The sequence below is a fragment of the Sphingobium sp. AP50 genome (assembly GCF_900109095.1).
In the GTDB taxonomy this organism is placed as follows: Bacteria; Pseudomonadota; Alphaproteobacteria; order Sphingomonadales; family Sphingomonadaceae; genus Sphingobium.
In genome coordinates, this window is the sequence record NZ_FNYZ01000010.1 from 156169 (window position 1) to 176328 (window position 20160).

The 20160-nt window shown below is 56.6% G+C and carries 14 protein-coding genes; 6 read left to right on the forward strand and 8 right to left on the reverse strand.

Going from position 1 to position 20160, the window contains the following annotated elements; translation table 11 throughout:
- Window positions 1-19: 19 nt before the first annotated feature.
- The 5 genes from pcaF to BMY84_RS16950 form a co-directional block, all read right to left on the reverse strand.
- Window positions 20-1222 (reverse strand): 3-oxoadipyl-CoA thiolase, encoded by a 1203-nt coding sequence (gene pcaF / locus BMY84_RS16930; RefSeq protein WP_093085394.1) that lies wholly within the window; start codon window positions 1220-1222, stop codon window positions 20-22.
- Window positions 1223-1298: 76 nt separating this feature from the next.
- Window positions 1299-2729 carry an aldehyde dehydrogenase family protein gene (locus BMY84_RS16935; protein ID WP_093085396.1) on the reverse strand — a complete coding sequence of 477 codons (1431 nt, stop codon included), beginning with the start codon at window positions 2727-2729 and terminating at the stop codon, window positions 1299-1301.
- 66 nt (window positions 2730-2795) lie between these two features.
- Window positions 2796-4292, reverse strand: coding sequence for a flavin-containing monooxygenase (locus BMY84_RS16940; RefSeq protein WP_093085463.1), 1497 nt, complete (start codon window positions 4290-4292; stop codon window positions 2796-2798).
- Between the two features lie 245 nt (window positions 4293-4537).
- On the reverse strand, window positions 4538-5485 hold the full coding sequence (locus tag BMY84_RS16945) for an NAD(P)-dependent alcohol dehydrogenase (protein WP_256215296.1): 948 nt from the start codon (window positions 5483-5485) through the stop codon (window positions 4538-4540).
- A gap of 113 nt (window positions 5486-5598) precedes the next feature.
- Window positions 5599-6405, reverse strand: a complete 807-nt coding sequence (locus BMY84_RS16950) for an SDR family NAD(P)-dependent oxidoreductase (RefSeq protein WP_093085399.1) — start codon at window positions 6403-6405, stop codon at window positions 5599-5601.
- 231 nt (window positions 6406-6636) lie between these two features.
- Here BMY84_RS16950 and BMY84_RS16955 point away from each other — a divergent pair, with 231 nt between their 5' ends.
- From BMY84_RS16955 to BMY84_RS16980, 6 genes are all read left to right on the forward strand, one after another.
- Window positions 6637-8244 (forward strand): spinster family MFS transporter, encoded by a 1608-nt coding sequence (locus tag BMY84_RS16955; RefSeq protein WP_177204056.1) that lies wholly within the window; start codon window positions 6637-6639, stop codon window positions 8242-8244.
- Window positions 8245-8486: 242 nt separating this feature from the next.
- Window positions 8487-9890 (forward strand): TonB-dependent receptor, encoded by a 1404-nt coding sequence (locus BMY84_RS16960; RefSeq protein WP_177204057.1) that lies wholly within the window; start codon window positions 8487-8489, stop codon window positions 9888-9890.
- Entirely contained in the window at window positions 9856-10680 is an 825-nt protein-coding gene (locus tag BMY84_RS16965; RefSeq protein WP_177204058.1) for a TonB-dependent receptor domain-containing protein, read from the forward strand. The genes BMY84_RS16960 and BMY84_RS16965 overlap by 35 nt, the downstream gene beginning before the upstream one ends.
- A gap of 114 nt (window positions 10681-10794) precedes the next feature.
- Complete coding sequence (locus BMY84_RS16970; RefSeq protein WP_093085403.1) at window positions 10795-12012, forward strand: acyl-CoA dehydrogenase family protein; 1218 nt, start codon at window positions 10795-10797, stop codon at window positions 12010-12012.
- Window positions 12013-12084: 72 nt separating this feature from the next.
- Window positions 12085-13146 (forward strand): acyl-CoA dehydrogenase family protein, encoded by a 1062-nt coding sequence (locus BMY84_RS16975; RefSeq protein WP_093085405.1) that lies wholly within the window; start codon window positions 12085-12087, stop codon window positions 13144-13146.
- Window positions 13147-13254: 108 nt separating this feature from the next.
- Window positions 13255-14058 carry an SDR family NAD(P)-dependent oxidoreductase gene (locus BMY84_RS16980; RefSeq protein WP_218146977.1) on the forward strand — a complete coding sequence of 268 codons (804 nt, stop codon included), beginning with the start codon at window positions 13255-13257 and terminating at the stop codon, window positions 14056-14058.
- 670 nt (window positions 14059-14728) lie between these two features.
- On the opposite strand, the gene BMY84_RS16985 is transcribed toward BMY84_RS16980, so the two are convergent.
- The 3 genes from BMY84_RS16985 to BMY84_RS16995 form a co-directional block, all read right to left on the reverse strand.
- The gene (locus BMY84_RS16985; protein WP_093085406.1) at window positions 14729-16279 is read right to left on the reverse strand and encodes an AMP-binding protein; all 1551 of its coding nucleotides are present in this window, start codon (window positions 16277-16279) and stop codon (window positions 14729-14731) included.
- 114 nt (window positions 16280-16393) lie between these two features.
- Window positions 16394-17695: an MFS transporter gene (locus BMY84_RS16990; protein WP_093085408.1), complete on the reverse strand. Its 1302-nt coding sequence runs from the start codon at window positions 17693-17695 to the stop codon at window positions 16394-16396.
- A 113-nt stretch (window positions 17696-17808) separates the two neighbouring features.
- Window positions 17809-19995 (reverse strand): TonB-dependent receptor, encoded by a 2187-nt coding sequence (locus tag BMY84_RS16995; RefSeq protein ID WP_093085409.1) that lies wholly within the window; start codon window positions 19993-19995, stop codon window positions 17809-17811.
- Window positions 19996-20160: the final 165 nt, after the last annotated feature.

Genomic DNA, 20160 nt, shown 5'->3' on the forward strand with positions numbered 1-20160 from the left:
AGTCAGTTGCGCGTTTTTTTCAGACCCGCTCGATGGCAATGGCAACGCCTTGGCCAACGCCTACGCACATGGCGATCAGAGCGCGAGTCCCGCCAGTTTCCTCCAGTGTGCGTGCAGCGGTCAGGACCAGCCGTGCCCCTGACATGCCAAGCGGATGCCCAAGCGCGATGGCGCCACCATGAGGGTTGACCCTCTCGCTGAACGGATCGACGCCCAACATTCGTGCTGACGCGATGACCTGCGATGCGAACGCCTCATTGAACTCTATCAAATCGAAATCGTCGATATTCAGATTCAGGCGTTGCATCAGCTTCTCGCTTGCGGGCGCGGGTCCGATGCCCATTACTCTAGGTTGAACGCCAGCGGTTGCCATACCAAGGAACCGGGCCTTCGCTGTCAATCCGTGCCGTTTCACGGCGTTTTCAGATGCGATAAACATCGCTGCTGACCCATCGTTCACCCCAGACGCATTCCCAGCGGTTACCGTACCCCCCTCCCGAACCACAGGGCGCAAGCCTGCGAGGGATGCAAGTGTGGTGTTAGCCCTTGGATGTTCGTCATCCCAGATTACGGTTTCGGCTCTCTTTCCGATGATCGTTACCGGCGTTATCTCTCCCGAGAAATAGCCCTGCCGTTGTGCCTTGGCAGCGAGCTCCTGGCTCCTGAGGGCGAACGCATCTTGTTCATCGCGACTGACGCCATGCATAACTGCAACATTCTCAGCAGTTTCCGGCATGGAGTCGACGCCATAAGCCTTCCTCATCGCTGGATTGATGAGACGCCATCCGATCGTAGTATCCTCAATGTTCGCCGCTCGAGACCAGGCAGTTTCTGCCTTTCCCATGACGAACGGCGCTCGTGACATGGATTCTACACCGCCGGCGACCGCGAGGTCAATCTGACCGGACATAATTGCACGGGCCGCATACCCGACAGCGTCGGCACCACTCGCGCACAGCCGATTGACGGTAGATCCTGGGACCGATGTAGGTAGCCCCGCCAGAAGTGCAGCCATACGCGCCACATTGCGGTTGTCTTCTCCGGCCTGGTTAGCACATCCCAAGACCACCTCATCTATAGCGTCGGGATCTAGTTCCGGATTTTTCTCGAGCAAGGCCTTGATAGGCACTGCCGCGAGGTCGTCAGTTCTTACGGGAGCCAAGACTCCCCCAAATCGGCCGATGGGAGTCCGAAGACCCTCGCAGATAAATGCATTGATCAAAGCAAATTTCCTTGCCGAGCTAATCTGTTGCTGATTACCGCGCCCCGAGTCCTTACGCGGTTGCGCGCCTCACGTCCTATGGCGTGGGTTCGAAGCCTATGACTGCTTTGGTCTCTAGGAACTCGTGAAATGCGAGCTCTCCCCATTCTCGACCATTGCCAGACATTTTATAGCCGCCAAAAGGAGCGTAAAGGTCGGGCGGCGATCCGTTGATATGAATTTGGCCGGCTCGGATCTGCCGCATGACGCGACGCGCATTGTCGATGCTCCCACTCTGAACATAGCCTGCCAGACCGTAGGGGGTGTCGTTTGCGATCCGAACAGCGTCAGCTTCGTCCTCGTAGGGGATGATCGCCAGCACTGGTCCGAAAATCTCCTCGCGGGCGATCGTCATGCCAGGCCGCACGTCCGCAAAGACTGTGGGCTTCACATAATAGCCCGTCTCAAAATTATCAGGTCGCCCACTACCGCCTGACAGAAGAGTGGCTCCTTCGTCGATCCCGGTTTTTATGAGAGACTGGATCTTGGACCATTGGGCGTGCGAGATCACCGGGCCCATTGTTACGTCATTATCAGGAGGACCGACCGATATCGCCTCAGCCGCAGTCTTGGCGATTTCCTTGACCCGGTCGTTCAGAACGGCGGGGACGAGCATCCGAGTGGGAGCGGTGCATGTCTGACCGGAGTTGGTCATGACGGCCCTTACACCTCGGGTAACAGCCTCTTCGAGGTTGGCGTCGGGAAGGATGATGTTGGGGGATTTCCCGCCGAGTTCCTGATGGACACGTTTTACGGTGGCTGCCGCCTCCCGCGCGACTTCAATGCCTGCTCGTGTAGAACCGGTGAAGCTGATGAGGTCGACGTCGGAATGACGTGACAATGCTGCGCCAACAGTCGGTCCGTCGCCATTGACGAGGTTGAAGACACCTGCTGGTACTCCGGCTACGTCCAAAATCTCGGTCCAGATTTGCGCTGAGAACGGAGCAATTTCGGAGGGCTTGAGCACCATGGTGCAACCAACCGCCAGCGCCGGGACTACCTTGCAGGCAATCTGGTTAATAGGCCAGTTCCAAGGGGTAATCAGAGCGCACACACCAATCGGTTCTTTGGCGATCAGGGTGGTCCCTTTCTGCTCTTCGAAGGCAAAGTGCTCGAGTATATTGATCCCTGTCGCGATATGTCCAGCCCCGAGCCCGGCCTGAGGTCCCTTCGCGAGCCACGCCGGAGCGCCCAATTCATCTGATATTGCTGCTGCCACATCCCCGATCCGACGCTGATATTCCGAAGCAATCGCTTTGAGGAGATCAAGCCTTTCCCTGCGCGTTGTTGAGGAAAAGGCGGGGAACGCGGCGCGGGCGGCAGCGACTGCTGCATCTACGTCGGCTTGGTTACCCAGACTAATCACCCCGGCACTCACTTCAGTCGCGGGATTAATTACTTCGAGAGTATTGGTGGACTGAGGCTCTACCCAGCATCCGCCGATATAAAATTTGCGATAGTGCCGCATCGTATTTCTCCAGAAGGCCGGCAATGTTGTGCTGCGGCCGATATATCGACTGTAAGTCGTCGAGGTTCATCGGCTTTCAGGGTCTGCTCGACTGCTTCTTGTGTAGACGAACTCCGATCCGGTTAAATCAATGTGAGGGATTTCGTCGCGCTCGACCCAATAATCTTGGTTGTGCCGCCATTCCGGCTTGTCGCCGCTGCGCGGCATCTGACCGAGCCCCCGGACGAGATAGTTTGGGCTGAAATTGTCCGGATCGATCCAAGGCAACAGGGGCATGTCTCGATCTTGCTCACGGAGCACCACATCAACCCGTCGAGCCCCGATCCTATCCATATGGTTCAGTAGCTTGCATACGAAGTCACCAAGCATATCGACACGTAAAGTCCAACTTGCCCTGAAATAGCCCATTACCCACACGAGATTGGGCACTCCGGTAAACATCATGCCGCGATAGGTTACCGTATCGTTCCAGTTGACCGCTTGCTTATCGACAGTGAACCGGATCCCGCCCATCATGAGGAGGTTAAAGCCAGTGGCTGCGACTATGATATCTGCCTCGATCAGTTCGCCCGCCTTGGTGCGAACGCCGCTTTCCGTAAAGGTCTCTATCTCATCAGTGACAACGGTCAGCTGACCGGCGACCGCGGCCTTGAAGATGTCACCATCGGGACAAAAGGCGAGACGCTGCTGCCATACACGATACCGCGGCGTAAAATGCGGCTCGAATTCGAAGTCCTGCTTTCCCGTGAAGGTTCGGACACGCTCTTTAAGCTCTTCAAAGACGATATCGGGCTCGGTCTGGCACCGGCTTGTCATCACATTTTGGTCATGGAGGATTTGTGCACGCACGATGCGATGGATCGTCGGCGCATCGATACCGATTTCACGCAGACGTTCGGCAAGTTCGTTTCTATTCTCACCGCAAAAGAAGTAAGTTGGCGAACGCTGTAGCATTGTAACATGCGCTGCTGTCTTCGCGAACTCGGGAATGACCGTGGCAGCTGTCGCTCCTGACCCGATGACGAGAACTTTTTTGCCCTCATAGTCAATCGAGCGGTCCCATTTTTGAGCGTGAACGAGAAGCCCCTTGAAGTTCTCTGTTCCTGGCCAATCCGGTAGATAGGGCTTTTCGTGATCGTAGTAGCCTTGGCACATCCAAAGGAAGTTGCAAGTGTAGGTCATGCTTGCGCCATCGGCCTTGCGGATCGCCTTGACCGTCCAGAGATTGTCTGCGCTATCCCAGCTGCATTCAGACACGCTGTGGCCAAACCGGATATGCTCGGCAATCCCATTTTCTTCGATCACTTCGCCAAGATAATTAAGAATAGCTTGGCCTGACGCGATTGGGCTACCCAGCCATGGTTTGAACTCGTAACCAAAGGTGTGCAGGTCCGAATCCGATCGGACACCCGGATATTTATGCGTTTCCCAGGTTCCTCCAAAGCTGTCCTTGGCTTCCAGGATCGCGTAGGTCTTTCCAGCCGCCTGCGCTTGAAGATGGTAGGCAGACCCGATGCCGGAAATCCCAGCTCCGATGATGAGCACCTCCACATGCTCGGTCATGCTCTCGTCCAATCTGCTCTCCATTCCATTCCCACCTTTTTGACCGGGCGCTTTCAGGCAGCCCCTGTGTCATCTCGAAAATGCTCCTTCTTGCCTTAGCAAGCGACATGCCAGTCTGCCTGGATTAGAGACAAATCCGGATCTGCGGGATTCAGCCGGATTGCTTCCGAGTGAATGATTCAATCTTGTATGTCAGACGGCCACTCTTGGGATGCGACTGTCTTTGGCAACGGCAGATGCGGCATTCACGGGATGAGGACCGCACGTCCATGAATGCGTCCTTCGCGCAAACGTTGATATACATCGAGGGCGCTCGCGAGGGGAAAAGCTTCTACTTCAGCCTTGATGTGGCCGGCTTGTGCGAGAGCGATGACTTCCATCAGTTCGGTACGAGATCCCCAATAGGGCAGGTCAATGCTGTAGCCGTAGGGTTTGGTGACGGGCAGGGCTATGGTTCCGCCACCTTGTCCGACCATGCTGATCAGCCCGCCGCGACCCACGATGCGCGTGCAGAGATCGATCGTTGCCTGAACCCCCACGAAGTCGAACGCCACGTTCACGCCACGACCTCCGACGATTTCGCGAATATGTGCTCTTGCTGCTTCGGAGTCGCGCGTGTTGACAGCGTAGGCGGCACCATTACCTCTCGCATTTTTCAGCTTGTCGTCCGCAATATCGCAAGCGATCACCTGAGCAGGGCAGAGCGCGGAAAGAATCTGCACTGCCATATGGCCTAGTCCCCCCAAGCCAATGACCACAGCTGTCGCATCAGGGGTCAGGTACGGCAGCGCTCTCTTTATCGCGTGATAGGGCGTCAAAGCGGCATCGCTCAACGGGGCAGCCGTGACTGGATCAAGGTCACCGAGAGGAACGAGCAGCCGGGGCGATGGGACGATCATATAGTCCGCCATGCCGCCGTCAGAGCCAAGTCCTCCGCCAAAACTAGGCAGGCTCGCATGGTGCGCGCAATGGTTCTCCGCCGAGCTCTGACAGGCATGACAGCCTCCGCAGCCCCAAGGTCCGTACACAGCTACCGGATCGCCTTCCTTCCAACCGCTTACCCCGTCGCCCAATTCGGCGATCCAGCCGGCGTTTTCGTGCCCCAAGGTAAAAGCAGGCAGGCTGAGAGGCCCACTGTCCAGAATATGAATATCGGAATGGCAAACGCCCGCGCCCCCGATCTTGATCAGCACTTCACCTGGGCGCGGGCTCGGTTTAGCGACGTCAATGACCTCGGGGGGGCAACCAGATTTGACAAAACGGACTGCTCTCATATGCCATGCTTTCTCTTCTACTCGGGTAATGCTCAGGCGGCGGTCATGCCTCCATCGATGACGAGCTCGCTGCCGGTTACCCAGCTCGCTTCGTCAGACGCAAGATAGAGACATCCATATGCTATGTCCGACGGGTGTCCGAACCTGCGCAGCGGCGTTGCCTCCATTCGCTTTTTGCCTACCTCTCCATTATGACCTGTCTTGGCCAACGGCGTATCCACGAAGCCTGGATGCACTGAATTTACCCGAATGCGATCACCAGCAAATTGCAGAGCCGCTGCCTTAGAAAACAGGCGGACGGCGCCTTTGGAGGCGTTGTATGCCGGATTACCGAAAGAGCCTACGATCCCACATATAGAGGACATGTTTATGATTGAGCCGCCACCGGATCTGACCATCGCCCCATGCACGCTCCTCGTACCCAAAAATACGCCATCGACATTGACTCGCATAACCTGCGTCCAGGCGTCGAGCGGCAACTCAGGCAAATTCATGGCCGTCATTTCACCGGTTGTCGGGTCAATCCCGCGCGCGATGCCAGCTATATTGCACAATATGTCCAATCGATCATGGGCTTGTTCGACATCCTGAACGAGCGCCGTCCACGCGTCTTCTCGTGTCACCTCCAGGCTTCGATATTCGGCGATGCCACCGCTATCCATGATCGAAGCCGCGACCTCACGACCCATCTTGTCTTGCCGATCGCAAAGCACAACAGCAGCGCCATGCCGCGCAAATAGACGTGCGGTCTCTGCACCGATCCCTGATGCCCCCCCGGTTACGATGGCGACTTTCCCGGACAGCCGTCTTTCGTGTTCCAAATCCTGCTCCTGCTTCATCGCCAGCGGTTCCGCCGGTTAGTGCGTGATCATGATGCAACAACGATGCCAGTCTTGGTCGTTCTGGCATGACGCTTGCTACGAGATCCGTGCTCCTCATAATCTCAGAGGAGCAGGATGATCTGGCGCGTTGATCGCGAGAAGGTCACCGGAGAGGAATCGGGAAAGAAACGCCAATGATGATATGCCAAAGCACTACCAAGCATTCCAGAAGCCTGTGCGAGCTGGACTGTGAGTGATCGCAAGATTGTGAGGCAGCCGACGGCGCCTGCTGAACGCGACGGATGGTATGCCTATTATGTCCTGGCTATCCTGCTCCTGGTCTACGTCTTCAATTTCATCGATCGACAGATCCTCGCCATTTTGGCGGAGGACATCAAGGCCGACCTGGGCATATCGGATGCGCAACTCGGTTTCCTTTATGGAACAGCCTTTGCGATGTTCTACGCGACATTCGGCATCGCGTTCGGACGCTTGGCAGATAGCTGGAACCGCAAGAAGCTGATTACTCTGGGATTGAGCTTCTGGTCCATTATGACGGCAGCATCAGGACTCGCGCGCGGATTTTTGCCACTGGCCGCATGCCGCTTCGGCGTTGGTGTAGGGGAGGCAAGCGCATCTCCGGCAGCGTTCTCGCTCCTATACGACTATTTCTCGCCCCGCGTGAGGACCACGGTTCTGGGTATCTATTCGAGCGGCATTTCCATCGGCGCCGGTCTAGGCCTGTTTCTAGGTGGTGCCATTCTCAAGGGATGGGCCGATCTCTACCCTGAACCTGCGCTCGCGCCTTTGGGTCTGAAGGGCTGGCAAGTCGCATTCATAGCCGTCGGCCTCCCAGGCTTTGTTCTGGCCTTTCTCGTATCCTCTTTGCGGGAACCGGTGCGCGGCGGTCGTGATGGCATCGTCGTTGAAGATAACCCACATCCATTCCGGGAAGTCGGTGCGATGTTGCTTGGTATGACGCCCTTGGCCAACTGGCCCATGCTCGGGCGACAGGGCGGTCGCAAGGCGGTGCTACTCAACGCACTCGCTGGGTTGGTCATCGCTTCCTGCGCGGCGCTTCTTGCACTGGTTAGCCATGATTTGCTTCAATGGGCGGCGATGGGCATTGGCGTGTATGCTGTCTTCTCCTGGGCACAGACTCTGGCGATGCGCGATCCGGTCGTCTTTGGTCTGATTTTCCGCACTCCCTCCCTAATCCGTTTGATCCTGGGCGGTAGCGCTACTGTGTTCATGCTTCCGGCACTCATGTTCTGGTTCGTTCCTTTTCTGCAACGCTTCTATGCTGTTGATGCTGGGCAGGCGGGAGCGGTTATGGGCGGGGCTTATGCAGGCCTCGGAATCACAGGCGTCTTGGCCGGTGGGATCGTTGCAGATCAACTGCGCCAGCACTTCCCCCAGGGCAAGCTTGTCACATGGCTGGGCGGAATGGCGATCTCGCTGGTGGCGGCATTCCTTAGTCTCAATAGCAACTCGCTGCCATTCGCCTATGCAACGATGTTCGTCTCGCACTTTTTCGCCAGCGTGGCTTACGGGCCTTGGATATCAATGGTGAATGACCTGATGCTTCCTCGCGGACGTGCGACGGTTTCGGCTTTCGCCTACATGGTCAATACAATGATCGGTGTTGCCCTCGGACCGTATCTTATCGGCCATATCAGCGACGCTTTGAGCGCGTCGGGAATCGAAAGTGGCGAGGCGCTTCGGCGCGCGATGCTAACCGGCCTTGCAATTACCATAGTGGGAATTCTTGTGGTTCTTACCGCATTACGGCATGTCGCGAAGGATGAAGCGGGTCTGTTAGACAGGGCCAAGGCGCTAGGGGAGCCGCTGAGCTGAGCACGCGCTCCGCGTCATGATGTGTCTGCAGGGCGGTCAACATGCTATGTTGATGTCCTCCGTACGAACGGCATGTATCGCGAGAGCACTCATCGACCGTGGCTCGCACCGACGTAAGAACAGGAACGTGCCTATTTGCAGCTCTTTAGACCCGCTGGGTCTGGTCAAGGCTTTGTTGGCATGGCGGTTGCATAGCAATGAATGTCAACAAACGTGGCTTTAGCCACTTAGGGGAGGCGGTAATGAGCAAGATTAACAATCGCTGGATTTTATTCGCAACCGTAGCCGCTGGGGTGCTTGGTTCAACATGCGCCGGCGCGCAGACTGGAGCGCAAGGACGCGACGAATCTGCGGGGGTTCCGGACATCGTTGTAACGGCTACACGCAGATCGACGAACATCCAGCGGACAGCGGAGGCCATCTCGGTTCTGAGCGGGGAAATCCAGCGAGAGCGCGGCCAGCAGCGCTTGGACGATCTGCAGAGATCGATCCCGAACGTGAACTTCAACTCAACCAGCAATACGTCACAAATATATGTGCGCGGCGTGGGTAATACATTTATCCTCGCGGGCGGTGATCCCGGAGTCGCCACCTATCAGGACGGCGCCTATGTTTCCGATATCAGCACGTCCAATACTTCGATGTACGATGTCGAGCGTGTCGAGGTGCTCCGCGGGCCGCAAGGCGGCCTTTATGGGCGTAACGCGGTCGGCGGTGCCATCAACATCATATCGGCAAAACCGACCGATACTTTTGAGGGGAGGTTCGATGCTGTTCTTGGTAACTATGATCGCAGGGAGAGCGAAGGTTACCTTTCCGGCCCCCTAGGCTTTGCAAATACCGACTTTCGTATTTCCTATCAACTTCGCCATTCCGATGGTTATACAAAAAACCTTATTGCTGACCAAGCGGGAGCGCCAGGCGATCTTGACGATCTGACCTCGCATGCCGTTCGCGTGCAGACGCTGACCAATTTTACCGGTGGCGGCTCTCTTCGGTTGCTGTTCAGCTATGCGGACGAGCATGACAATGGCGCCGCACTCGGTGTGAAGCCAACCATCTACAGCGACCTTTACCCAGCCTTCCTGCTTTATGGTGAGAGGCCGTCGAGCGACCCGCGTTCAACCTATGCGAACATCGGCGAGAATGACATCAGCGTTTATGTTGCGAACGCCACGCTCAACGTTCCGATCGGGGAAAACAAGCTGGAAGTCACCGGCAATTACCGCCGAAGCGCCCAGCGCTATACGAATGATTGTGACGGCACACGCGCTACGAGCTGTACCTTCTCTCGTGTAACACGGAGCGATGATTACTTCGCGGATGTACATCTGGCTTCTTCTGACGCCGGCCGGCTGCGCTGGCTTCTTGGCGCAACATATATCTATGTCGATCAGGATCAGTCAGTTGACGTCAATTCGGATACTACGATACCAGGCCTTTTCTTGGCCAGCTTAACTGGCGGTAGGCTTAAGACCGAAGCGGTGGCAGCATATGGAGACGTGCGCTTCGCACTGACGGACGTGTGGGCGCTGACGGGTCAGCTGCGGTACGGCAAGACGGTCAAGGACTCGTTGGGCATTCACGATTGTGCCTCCCTTTGGTGTCAATGTGACAAATTTCCCGCTTCGTTCGAAGACCAATAGTCTCCCATACCGCGTCGGTATCGAGGGCCAGTTAAGCTCTGATCTTTTCATCTATGCTAAATACGGTACCGCCGCGAAGGACGGCGCTATCAATCTCGGTTCAGGCCAGTTGACGCCCGTTAGCAAAGAGAAGGTTGCGACTGCTGAAGTTGGAGCAAAAGCATGGTTCTTTGATCGCAAATTGCGCGTGAATGTGGCGGCGTTCAGCAGCGACTATACGGATCTGCAAATATCTCAGCTTGTGGGCGTTAGCGTTGCTCTGGCTAATGCTCCTAAGGCGAGGATTAATGGCGCCGAGATCGAGATCGAGGCGCGTCCGGCGGAGCCGCTGCGATTGACCTTTAACGCTGGATATCTCGACCCGAAATTTCGCGAGTTCATCAATACGCCGACGACAGCAGACTTTTCGGGCGTTCCAACCGACCTTCGTGGCAATCAACTGCCCAACGTGCCAAAGTGGAGCATCAGTGCTGGCGCGACCTATACAGGTCCTGCGATTGGCGGCGTTGTGCCTGAGCTGAGCGCGCAATATCTGTGGCGTGACCGTGTCTACTTTGATGAGTTCAATACGATAGCGAACTCGCAGAAGCCCATTGGAACGCTCGACCTTTTCGCTTCCCTTAAACCTGAGGCCAAAGGGCCATGGCGCCTGTACGGGTTTGTGCGGAATGTCACTAACAAGACGGTGATTGCGGGCTCCACGGGCTATGCCGGGATCCTGGGAGCGATGCGGGCCTTCAGCTACGCGCCACCGCGCCAGTTTGGGGTGGGACTGTCTCTGGCGTTCTGACGTTCGCCGCTAACGCGGTGCATTGGAGCTAGGGGAGGCGACTGGAGCGCGCCTCTCCTGCTTGATCAGGGTGGTTGTCCAGTCGACATCGCTGTGAAAGAAATGAGGTGAACTGTGGCAACGATTGAGCAGACGAGCGGCACAGTGGGATCCGATGGCTTTCGCGAGTATGTGCGCGGGTGGCTGTTCGAGAATTTTCCGGCAGAACTGAAAGGCCAGGAGCATCTTCTTGCCGCAGTCGACGGCTCGGAGGAAGAGACGCCCGTTCAGACGCGCTGGCGCGAGGCCATGGGATCTAAAGGGTGGGGAACACCTACTTGGCCCAGCGAGTATGGCGGCGGGGGGCTCACGAGCGAAGATGCGGAAGTCCTGCGTGAAGAGATGCGGCGCATTGGAGCGTGGAACCCGATTGGGGGCATGGGCGTGCTCATGCTTGGACCGACAGTTTTGCAATATGGTAGCGAGGCTCAGAAGCACCAGCACATTCCGGGCATTGTTCGCGGTGAGGTGCGATGGTGCCAAGGTTACTCTGAGCCATCCGCTGGTTCGGACCTTGCAAGCTTGCAAACCTTTGCCGAAGACAGGGGCGATCATTATCTGGTTAACGGCCAGAAGACGTGGACGAGCGCAGGGCAGTGGGCACATTGGTGTTTTGCGTTGGTGCGCACCGATCGATCGCAAAAGCATGGCGGCATCAGTTTTCTGCTCATCGACATGACTACCCCGGGCATCGAAACCAGACCCATAAGGCTGATCTCCGGCATTTCGCCGTTTTGCGAGACCTTTTTCACCGACGTGGTCGTTCCCAAAGTCAATCTCGTGGGTATCGAGGGACAGGGATGGGAAATCGGCACTCGGCTTCTCCAGCATGAACGCAGTTCAATATCGGGCGACAGCGGTCCCACGGTCCACCTCAACGCCGGAGATAGCGTGCCCGAGATCGCAAAACGATATCTCGGTGTTGACGCCGATGGTCGCATTGTCGACAGCGATTTGCGAAGCCGGATTATTCGCCACGAGATGGATCGGGCGGCATTTGCGCTCACGTTAGAGCGGATTAAGCTGAATGCGAACGTCAATGCTGGTCCTTCCGCCGCGAGCAGCATCACGAAAAATGTTGGCGCGCGCATCACACTCGAAAGGGCAGAGCTGAATATCGAGATCATGGGCCTTAACGGCCTTGGAGTGGCTGGTCCGGGCTTCTCGAAAGAGGAACTGGAGCAGACGTACCATTGGCTGAAAGGCAAAGCAGTGTCGATTTATGGCGGATCGACTGAAGTCCAAAATAACGTCATCGCAAAACGAATTCTTGGAATGTTGGATCACCAGTGATGCCGACCGCAGAGCGTTCTGCGGGATATCAGGCATTGTCGCCAACAAAGTGTTCATATGAGGAATGATCGAATGGCGGTGCTAAGCGAAGAGCAGATGATGCTGCGCGAAATGGCGCGCGAGTGGGTGGACAATGAGAGTCCTGTCTCAGCCTTTCGAAGCCTTCGCGACCATCGGGCAGGTGGGCTCGACTTTGCGAAGTGGCACGCAATGGGGGAAATGGGCTGGACTGGAATCGTCATCGGCGAAGAGTTTGGCGGTACAGACTTTGGTTATACGTCCCTAGGGATTGTCACTGAGCAATTGGGGCGTAACCTCGTGGCGGTCCCCCTCGGATCATCATCTGTCGCAGGGAGCGCCATAAGGCTTGGGCAATCGGAGGAAGCGAAAAGGACATGGTTGCCACGACTGGCTGGCGCGGAAGCGATCGCTGCCTTGGCGATCGACGAAGGCCCAACACACAACATGCGCTTTCGCACGACGGTGCACGACGGCAAGTTGACAGGCGTGAAAGCTTTTGTAGCGGATGGGAGCGCAGCGGACATCTTCATCGTCTCGGCTGAAGATGGCCTGTACCTCGTCGAAAAGGCGAAAGGGGTTATCAGTTCTGCCCGCGAGATCGTCGACTCACGCGATCATGTCCAGGTGCGGTTCGAGGAGGCGCCCGCAGTGCTGCTCGGCGGCCCTCTACTCACCGCAACGGTGGTGAACTATTCTGCCGCCGTGACCGCAGCTGAAATGCTTGGAATGGCGGAGAGCGCTTTTGGGCAGACCCTCGCCTATCTGAAGCAGCGCGTGCAATTCGGCAAGCTTCTCTCCAGCTTCCAAGCGTTACAGCACCGCATGGCGCAGATGTTTACCGAACTTGAATTGACCCGATCAGCTGTGGAGGACGCCCTTCAGGCCATCGATGAAGAGCGGTCGGGCCTTGATCTTGCGACGAGCCTCGCCAAGGCGCTCGCCGGAGAGACGCTTAAGCGCGTGACACGCGAAATGCTGCAACTGTTCGGTGGTGTGGGAATGACGGATGAATATGATGTGGGACTCTATCTGAAGCGCGCGGCGGTCCTGGAAGCGATGTGGGGCAACGCCAGCTACCATCGGGATCGATTTGGACGGCTCAACGGATATTGATCCGTAAGGTGAGTCGCAATCGTATAATTTAATGAAGAACCGCCGGCGTCAGGTCGACCTACCGTCTCCGTGCGGCTGACTTTCAAAACACATTGCTTGGAGACTATTATGGGCCGCCTAGCCGGAAAGATCATTCTCATCACAGGAGCGTCGGGTGGGCAAGGCATCGCCGAAGCGCACGCCTTCCTAGCGGAAGGCGCTTCTTTGATCCTTACCGACCTGCGGCTCGCAGCACTGGAGGAACTTGCAAAGGCGCTACGACACCCTGAGCGCGTCGCCATTGCCGAGCAGAATGTCTCTCATGAGCCAGATTGGGAAAGCGTGATTGCTTTGGCCCGTACGCGCTTTGGCGGGCTGCATGTGCTCGTCAACAACGCTGGAACGCTCAGCCGTCAGAATATCGCTCGCTCGGAAGTGTCACGCTGGGACACGACTTTGGCGGTCAATCTGACCGGGGCCATGCTTGGCATGAAACATGCGGCTCCTTTGATCCGCGATTCGGGCGGCGGATCGATTGTCAATGTGTCTTCGACCGCTGGACTGGGAGCCCATTACGACGCCGCCTACACAGCAAGTAAATGGGGGCTGCGCGGTCTCACCAAGACCGCCTCAGCTGAATTTGCGGAATGGAATGTGCGCGTGAATTCGATACATCCCGGGCAGATCGATGATACAAGCTTCTTCCGCGACGGCGAGAGATCAGGGTTCACTGAAGCCGTTCGCCGCAGCATCCCGTTGCAGCGATCCGGAACGCCGCTCGACTGCGCCAAACTCGTTCTTTTTCTGGCAAGCGATGAATCAAGTTTCATCACAGGGGCGGAAATAGCAATCGATGGAGGCAGCACTGCGGGGGGGCTGCTGTTCCTGCGCGGCAAATTGCAGAACTCGTTGGCGTCCGACAATTTTTCGTGAACTCGACGCGTGAAGTGCAGGCTCACATTGTCCTTGCGAAGGTGCAGTCGGCTACTCCGGGCCGTGGATATGGTCTGGATGAGATCAGATTTCGTGCGCAATGAGAAATAATTCAGAATCTGTCGCACGAGCAGGGACGGGTGCCAGAATCCCGCACGCAATATCACCGCTCTAGAATGTGGGGCCTCTGTGCCTCTGGTTGTGGTGGACGCCTGTGGCGCCGTCTGCGCAGTCGCACGGGGCAGAAACGGTAGGGTAGGCTGATTAGCAAACATTCAAAACCCGTTATAGCTGTGCAGCCCGATCGAAGTCCCACGCTATGGCAAGTCGGTTCGCTGCCGCGGGCGTAAAAGACCCGAGCGACTCGTTGGGTGCGCGCATGAGGACCAAAGAGGCGATACCTGCCATCTGCGGCCAGTCGCATGAAGCAGACCGCATCCGGCTCGGTGGGTTGCCGACAGGGGCGAGAGCCCGGGTCTGACATTCACCGGCAGCTCGGTAGTGCAATTACGTGATAAGCGCGCGATAAGGGAGAAGGAGTTGAGCTTCTGGGGCCAATTCGCTCCCACATCTCGGCGCGGTAAGGCACCAAGAACCATGGTAAATCCACGCATACCAGTATGCCGACAAACGGGAGCAGCGCAATTGCACGAGTCTCTGTTGCAGCCTGTCAGCCCGCGATCGTTCGGGTGGTCGGCCAATAACGCTGGCGAAGCTCCTTCTTGTTGATCTTGCCCATCGCGTTGCGGCCGATGTCCGGCACAAAATCATATCCGCGGGGGCATTTATAGCCGGCTAGGCTCTTGCGGCAAAAACGCGTAAGTTCGTCGGTGGCTGGCGGCTGTTCGAGGCTTCGCGGCACCACGATTGCTCGAACTTCCTCGCCCATGTCGGCATTAGGCACGCCCACAACGGACACGTCCAAAATCTGCGGATGCTGGATCAGCACTTTTTCAATTTCCGCGGGATAGATGTTCACACCGCCACTGACGATCATGTCAGACGCGCGGTCCGTAATGAAAAGAAAGCCTTCGTCGTCCACGAAGCCGATTTCACCGAGAGTGAATATACCCGGGCTGAGGTGCGCCGCACGTGTCTTTTCCTCGTCATTATGGTAACGAATGCCGCGACCAGTCGTGTCTCTGAAATATATCCTGCCTTCCTGCCCTGCGGGTAGGGGTTTGGCGTTCTCGTCAAGGATCAAAGCTTCAAACGGCGGTAGAGTCCGACCGACGGAGCCTGGCCGACGCAGCCAGTCTTCTGAATTGATGCGATTTGTAGCCCCCGATTCGGAGCCGCCATAATCCTCGACCAACACTGGTCCGAACCAATCAATCATCGCTTGCTTTACGTTGCGCGGGCAAGCCGATCCAGTATGTGAAACAATGCGTAAGCTCGAAATGTCGTAGCGGTTGCGAACATCTTCAGGAAGCGCCAGCAGCCGCTGAAAATGGGTTGGGACCATCCCGACAGCCTGGATGCGGTACTCTTCGATCGTTTTCAAAACCGTCTCCGGATCGAAACGCGATAGGATTACGAGGGCAGCGCCCCCGCCCAAGCTTCGAACGGAATTCAATGGACCTGAGTGATACATCGGCCCGACAATCATCATGGGCGATCGAGCGCCGTTCGATTGAAACCGTGCGGACAGAGCGTCGAACATGTCCGCCACCGATCCAGTGGCCGGTAGCATATTGGGCGGCGTCTCTGTGCCCTTTGGCTGCCCGGTAGTTCCCGACGTGTAGTGCAGATGTGGCCGAGGGGAAAATGTGGTTGTAGCCTCACTCGCGTTGCTTGCATCCAACCACGCGCCCCACTCCAACTGATTGCGACGCGGCTCGCATCGCCAGCCGACGACTGTCTTTACGCCAGCCTTCGCTGCTGCCTCCTGTCCCACTTCCTGAGTATCCGGGCCTACGAATAAGATCTCAGCCTGCGAGTCCCTCAAGATGTAAGTCAGCTCGTCCACGGTCAGATGAAAGTTGATGGGTACAGTGGACACACCGGCTTCGAGCGCACCGATATAGACGAGGGCATTTTCGACACAGTTGGATGCGAAGACGGCAGCGCGCCCTTCCGAAGAAAGGCCGGCAGCCCGCAAACCGTTAACGATCCTGTTCACCAGCGGATCAAGCGTGTTCCAAGTGATCCTTTGGCGTTCGTCGGCAAGCGCCAGATCGTTCGGCCTCCAGTGGGCCAGTCGGCTCGCGGTAAGAGACATGCCAATTTCCTTTCAATCTTCAGCAGAGTGAGTTCGCGATCCTGGACTGTAGAAAGCCTTGCTGCCTGGATTCATGCTCTGAAAATGCGGCCGAAGATCGCAACCGGCCTTGCTTCATACCTGCTCGTGCGAGGTCATTTTGGCGGCGGCTCGGTGCGCGAACCAGAAGGACGGGATAGAGATGCTGACAGCGCCCACGCCCAGAGTGGATAGCCCATATGCGAGGCTGTTGGGATTTTCCGGCCAGAAGTTTGCTAGCAACGGTACCAGAAGCGCTCCTCCGCTCAGCCCGATAACGCTCGAGGTGAGCACGTACAAAGCTGTGAGGCGGCCGCGCATTCGGCTCGGACCGTAATATTGGATGGTCAAGGGTGCGACCGTAGAGGTCGAATTCGCCAGCTTGACCACCCCGACGCCAATGACAAAGGCCCAGGGCGACGCGGTGAAGATAGCGATGATGATTACAGGTGCCAGGACCATCGCAGATATGAGCTGAGTGGCTAGAAGATGGCCGTGCCATCCCGCACGAGAGAGGAAAGCCGAGAGCGATGGCCACAATACTGCGGCCAGGATCGCGCCGGGTACGCCCATCACGCCAAGCAGGTAGCCGGCGGATGAGGCTTCCATCCCATAGGAACGGATTAATATGGTTGGTGCCCATGTGGACAAGCCGAAAATGTAAAGTGCTGTGGCGGTGACGCCCATGTAGAATGGTAGAAACAGCGAGCGGTGCGTGACGAGCTCAGTGCAAAATGCCTTAATGCTCGTGCTGTCGTCTTGCGACCCGACGTTGGGGACAGGCGCACGTTCAGGCTCGCGCATGGCGATGGCAAGCACGAGGGCAATCACCGGCCCAGGCGCACCCACAAGAAGGAGTGTGATTCTCCAGGCCGACATGCCCAAGTCGGACGCAAGGTTCTGTGCAAGGTGATAAACCAAGCCGCCCAGAGCGACTGCACCGGTGCCCATGATAGCTGCAGTCATCGAATATACCGCCACTGGCGGGCCGCGCTTATCTTTCGGAAACAGGTCCGCGATGATCGATACCGCAGCTGGCGTGAGTACCGCTTCACCGATCGCTACACCGGCCCGTGCCGCTCCTAGCGTCCAAAAGCCCCACGCGAATGCCGAAGCCATGGTGGAGAGACTCCAGATCATAACACCAGCCACTATGATCGGAATGCGTCTCGACCGATCTATGAAATGCGCTGCAGGCAGTCCGGCAATCGAATAGAGGATCGCAAATCCAGCACCCAGTAGCAGGCCCATCTGCTCATCAGTGATGTGAAACTCTGCGATGATCGGTTGAGCCAGCAACGACAAGATATATCGGTCCAGCATTGAGGAGGCATAGAGGAGCGACAGGATTATCGTGAACGTCCAAGGCGTCGAAAAATTTGTTCTTTTGAACTGCATAAACGACGCCTTGTCCTTATTTTTTCCTAAGCGACCGAAGGCCCTTGGCTCTCGGCAAATGATGCCGCCTCTCTCGTGATCACATCAAAGTTAAGAGAGAGGCTGTTCACTCATCAGAATTTGTAACCAACCGTCACGCCGTAAGTACGCGGAGCGATTGGAAACAAAGTGCTACGCTGACCGGAAATAGCGCTGTAATTCTCCAGTGCTTCGTTGATCGCAAGCTTGTTGGTAATATTTTTGCCCCAGACTGCGAATTGCCACTTCTTGTCATCGTCGGTGAACGACAAGCGCATATTCAACAGTCCATAGGCTGCTTGTGACAGGAAATTGTCCTCGAATGCTGAAAAATAGGTCCGGCTGCGGTAGGAATATTCGGTGAGCAGGGTTGCGCTTCCCCAATTTCCAACCGGCAACGTGAAGGTCGTGCCCAGGTTGAAAGAGAATTTTGGAGCGTAAGGCAACTGATTGCCCGATACGTCGAATGTTGCACCGCCTCTGGCGGGATCGATAGCATTTGGCCAGCTTTTGAACTTCGCATCCAGATAAGATGCATTGCCGTAGATACCGAAAAACTCAGACGGAGTGGCGTCAAAATCGAACTCCACGCCCTTGATGCGTGCTGTGGCTGCGTTCGCGAGTGCTGCCGTTGATGCGCCGGTGAGCGGGTTCGTTTGATAAATAGATACCTGAAGGTTCGTATAATCCATATAAAAGGCCGAAAGGTTGGCAGTGAGCCTGCCTCCAAAAAAGCGGTTTTTCAGGCCAAACTCATAATTTGTTACCCGCTCTGGTTCGACCGCTCGTCCCTGAAGAGCGTAACCGTTGTACGCGCCTCCTTTGAATCCCCTGCTGACGGTGGCGTAGGCATTGACCTCCGGGTTGATCTCATAAATCAGCGAAGCCTTGGGAGAGAAATCTTTCCAGCTGTCGCTCAGGTCTTCGACCAGGGCGGCGCCGGCGAATGACTGTGTCTGCAGTATGGACTTCTTCTCATAGCTAAAGCGGCCACCGACAGTGAGCGTCAAATCTGGCATGACCTTGTAACTTGCTTCACCAAAGACCGCGTAGGCGTCGGTCTTGAGGCTGGGAATATTATTGATCTGGGCCGTTCCCCGCTGCGGGAACGCCAGCGTGCGATAGCCCTCATTGTCGAGGTGGAAATAGAACAAGCCTGCCACCCATTTGAAGTCGCCGTTTCCGACAGAACTGAGTGTCAGCTCCTGCGAAAATTGCTTGAGCTTTTCCTGTGTTCTGGAGTTGGAAAGATCCAGTGGCTGGCCATCGGTGTCGAGGCGCGTGTCCAGAGTATATTGTCTATATCCAGTCAGCGACCGCAGTTCGACACTGCCCAGGCCAATCTCCATTCTTGCAGATGTTCCCCAAATCTCCGCCCGCTTATTGTTGTCATAATTCAGGTCGACATTCGGGGGCGAAGGCAGCGCGAATCCAGCTGTTTCAGAAGGCAGTGGGACATTCGTCCTGGCTCGCGTAAAATAGGGGAGGGCGACAGCGTTATCACGATTGAAATCCGCGCCAAGCTCAAGGAGGAAGTCACTGGTGGACTGGTACCGCAGTTTTGCTCTCACCCCGGCGAAATCCGATCCATTATAGGCTTCGCCATTTCGAACATTTTTGACGAAGCCATCGTCCTTTCGCGTTTTGAACGCGATACGACCGGTGAGCTCATCACCGGCTATCGGACCTGATGCGAATCCTTCAGTCTCAACGAGGCTATAGTTCCCGAAGGTGATATTGCCGCCTGCCTGGAATGTGTCGGTGGGTGAGCCCGTGATTACATTCACGGCGCCGCCTGTTGCATTTCGTCCATAAAGCGTACCCTGAGGACCACGGAGCACCTCGATGCGTTCGACATCGAAGAAACCCAGACCAAAATCGCTGTTCGCTTGAAGATATACGCCGTCACGGTGGACAGCCACCGACGGGTTGCCGCCCGGCATTACCTGATTGCTGCCGATGCCGCGGACGGTGACGCGTTGGTAACCGCCATAAGCCGTTGCCACTTGAACGCCGGCAGCCACGCGATCAAGTTGCGTGACGTCAAAGACGCCGCTGCTTTGGAGCTTTTCGCCCCCAAAGGCAGCGATTGATGCCGGGATGTCGCGCAGCTTTTCAGCACGCCGGGTCGCTGTCACGACAATCTCGCCAGTATCTCCTGCGCTCGCCGCATCCTGACCAGACGCAGCCGTCGCGCCTTCGGCAGCCTCCTGGGCGTGAGCAGCGCCCACTAGCGAAATAACAGCCACGCCTGCGGATATGAAATGCTTAACTCTGTTCATTCGATCCTCCCCTCTTGCCTTGCGCTCCAGCGCTGGTCTGCGCGCGGCTTTGAAGTCCTTGAATGCCGATCTCACGATCTGCGATTTTCACTCTGCAACTCCTGTGCCAACGCTGAAATTTGGTAGCTTGGGGTCTTGGTGGCCAGCAGGATCTCGCAAATTTAG

Coding starts and splice junctions, on each gene's coding strand:
- BMY84_RS16935 (WP_093085396.1), bottom strand. CDS start 2,729: ATGCGGCACTATCGCAAATTTTATATCGGCGGATGCTGGGTAGAGCCT.
- BMY84_RS16940 (WP_093085463.1), bottom strand. CDS start 4,292: ATGACCGAGCATGTGGAGGTGCTCATCATCGGAGCTGGGATTTCCGGC.
- BMY84_RS16950 (WP_093085399.1), bottom strand. CDS start 6,405: ATGAAGCAGGAGCAGGATTTGGAACACGAAAGACGGCTGTCCGGGAAA.
- BMY84_RS16960 (WP_177204057.1), top strand. CDS start 8,487: ATGAGCAAGATTAACAATCGCTGGATTTTATTCGCAACCGTAGCCGCT.
- BMY84_RS16975 (WP_093085405.1), top strand. CDS start 12,085: ATGGCGGTGCTAAGCGAAGAGCAGATGATGCTGCGCGAAATGGCGCGC.
- BMY84_RS16980 (WP_218146977.1), top strand. CDS start 13,255: ATGGGCCGCCTAGCCGGAAAGATCATTCTCATCACAGGAGCGTCGGGT.
- BMY84_RS16985 (WP_093085406.1), bottom strand. CDS start 16,279: ATGTCTCTTACCGCGAGCCGACTGGCCCACTGGAGGCCGAACGATCTG.
- BMY84_RS16990 (WP_093085408.1), bottom strand. CDS start 17,695: ATGCAGTTCAAAAGAACAAATTTTTCGACGCCTTGGACGTTCACGATA.
- BMY84_RS16995 (WP_093085409.1), bottom strand. CDS start 19,995: ATGAACAGAGTTAAGCATTTCATATCCGCAGGCGTGGCTGTTATTTCG.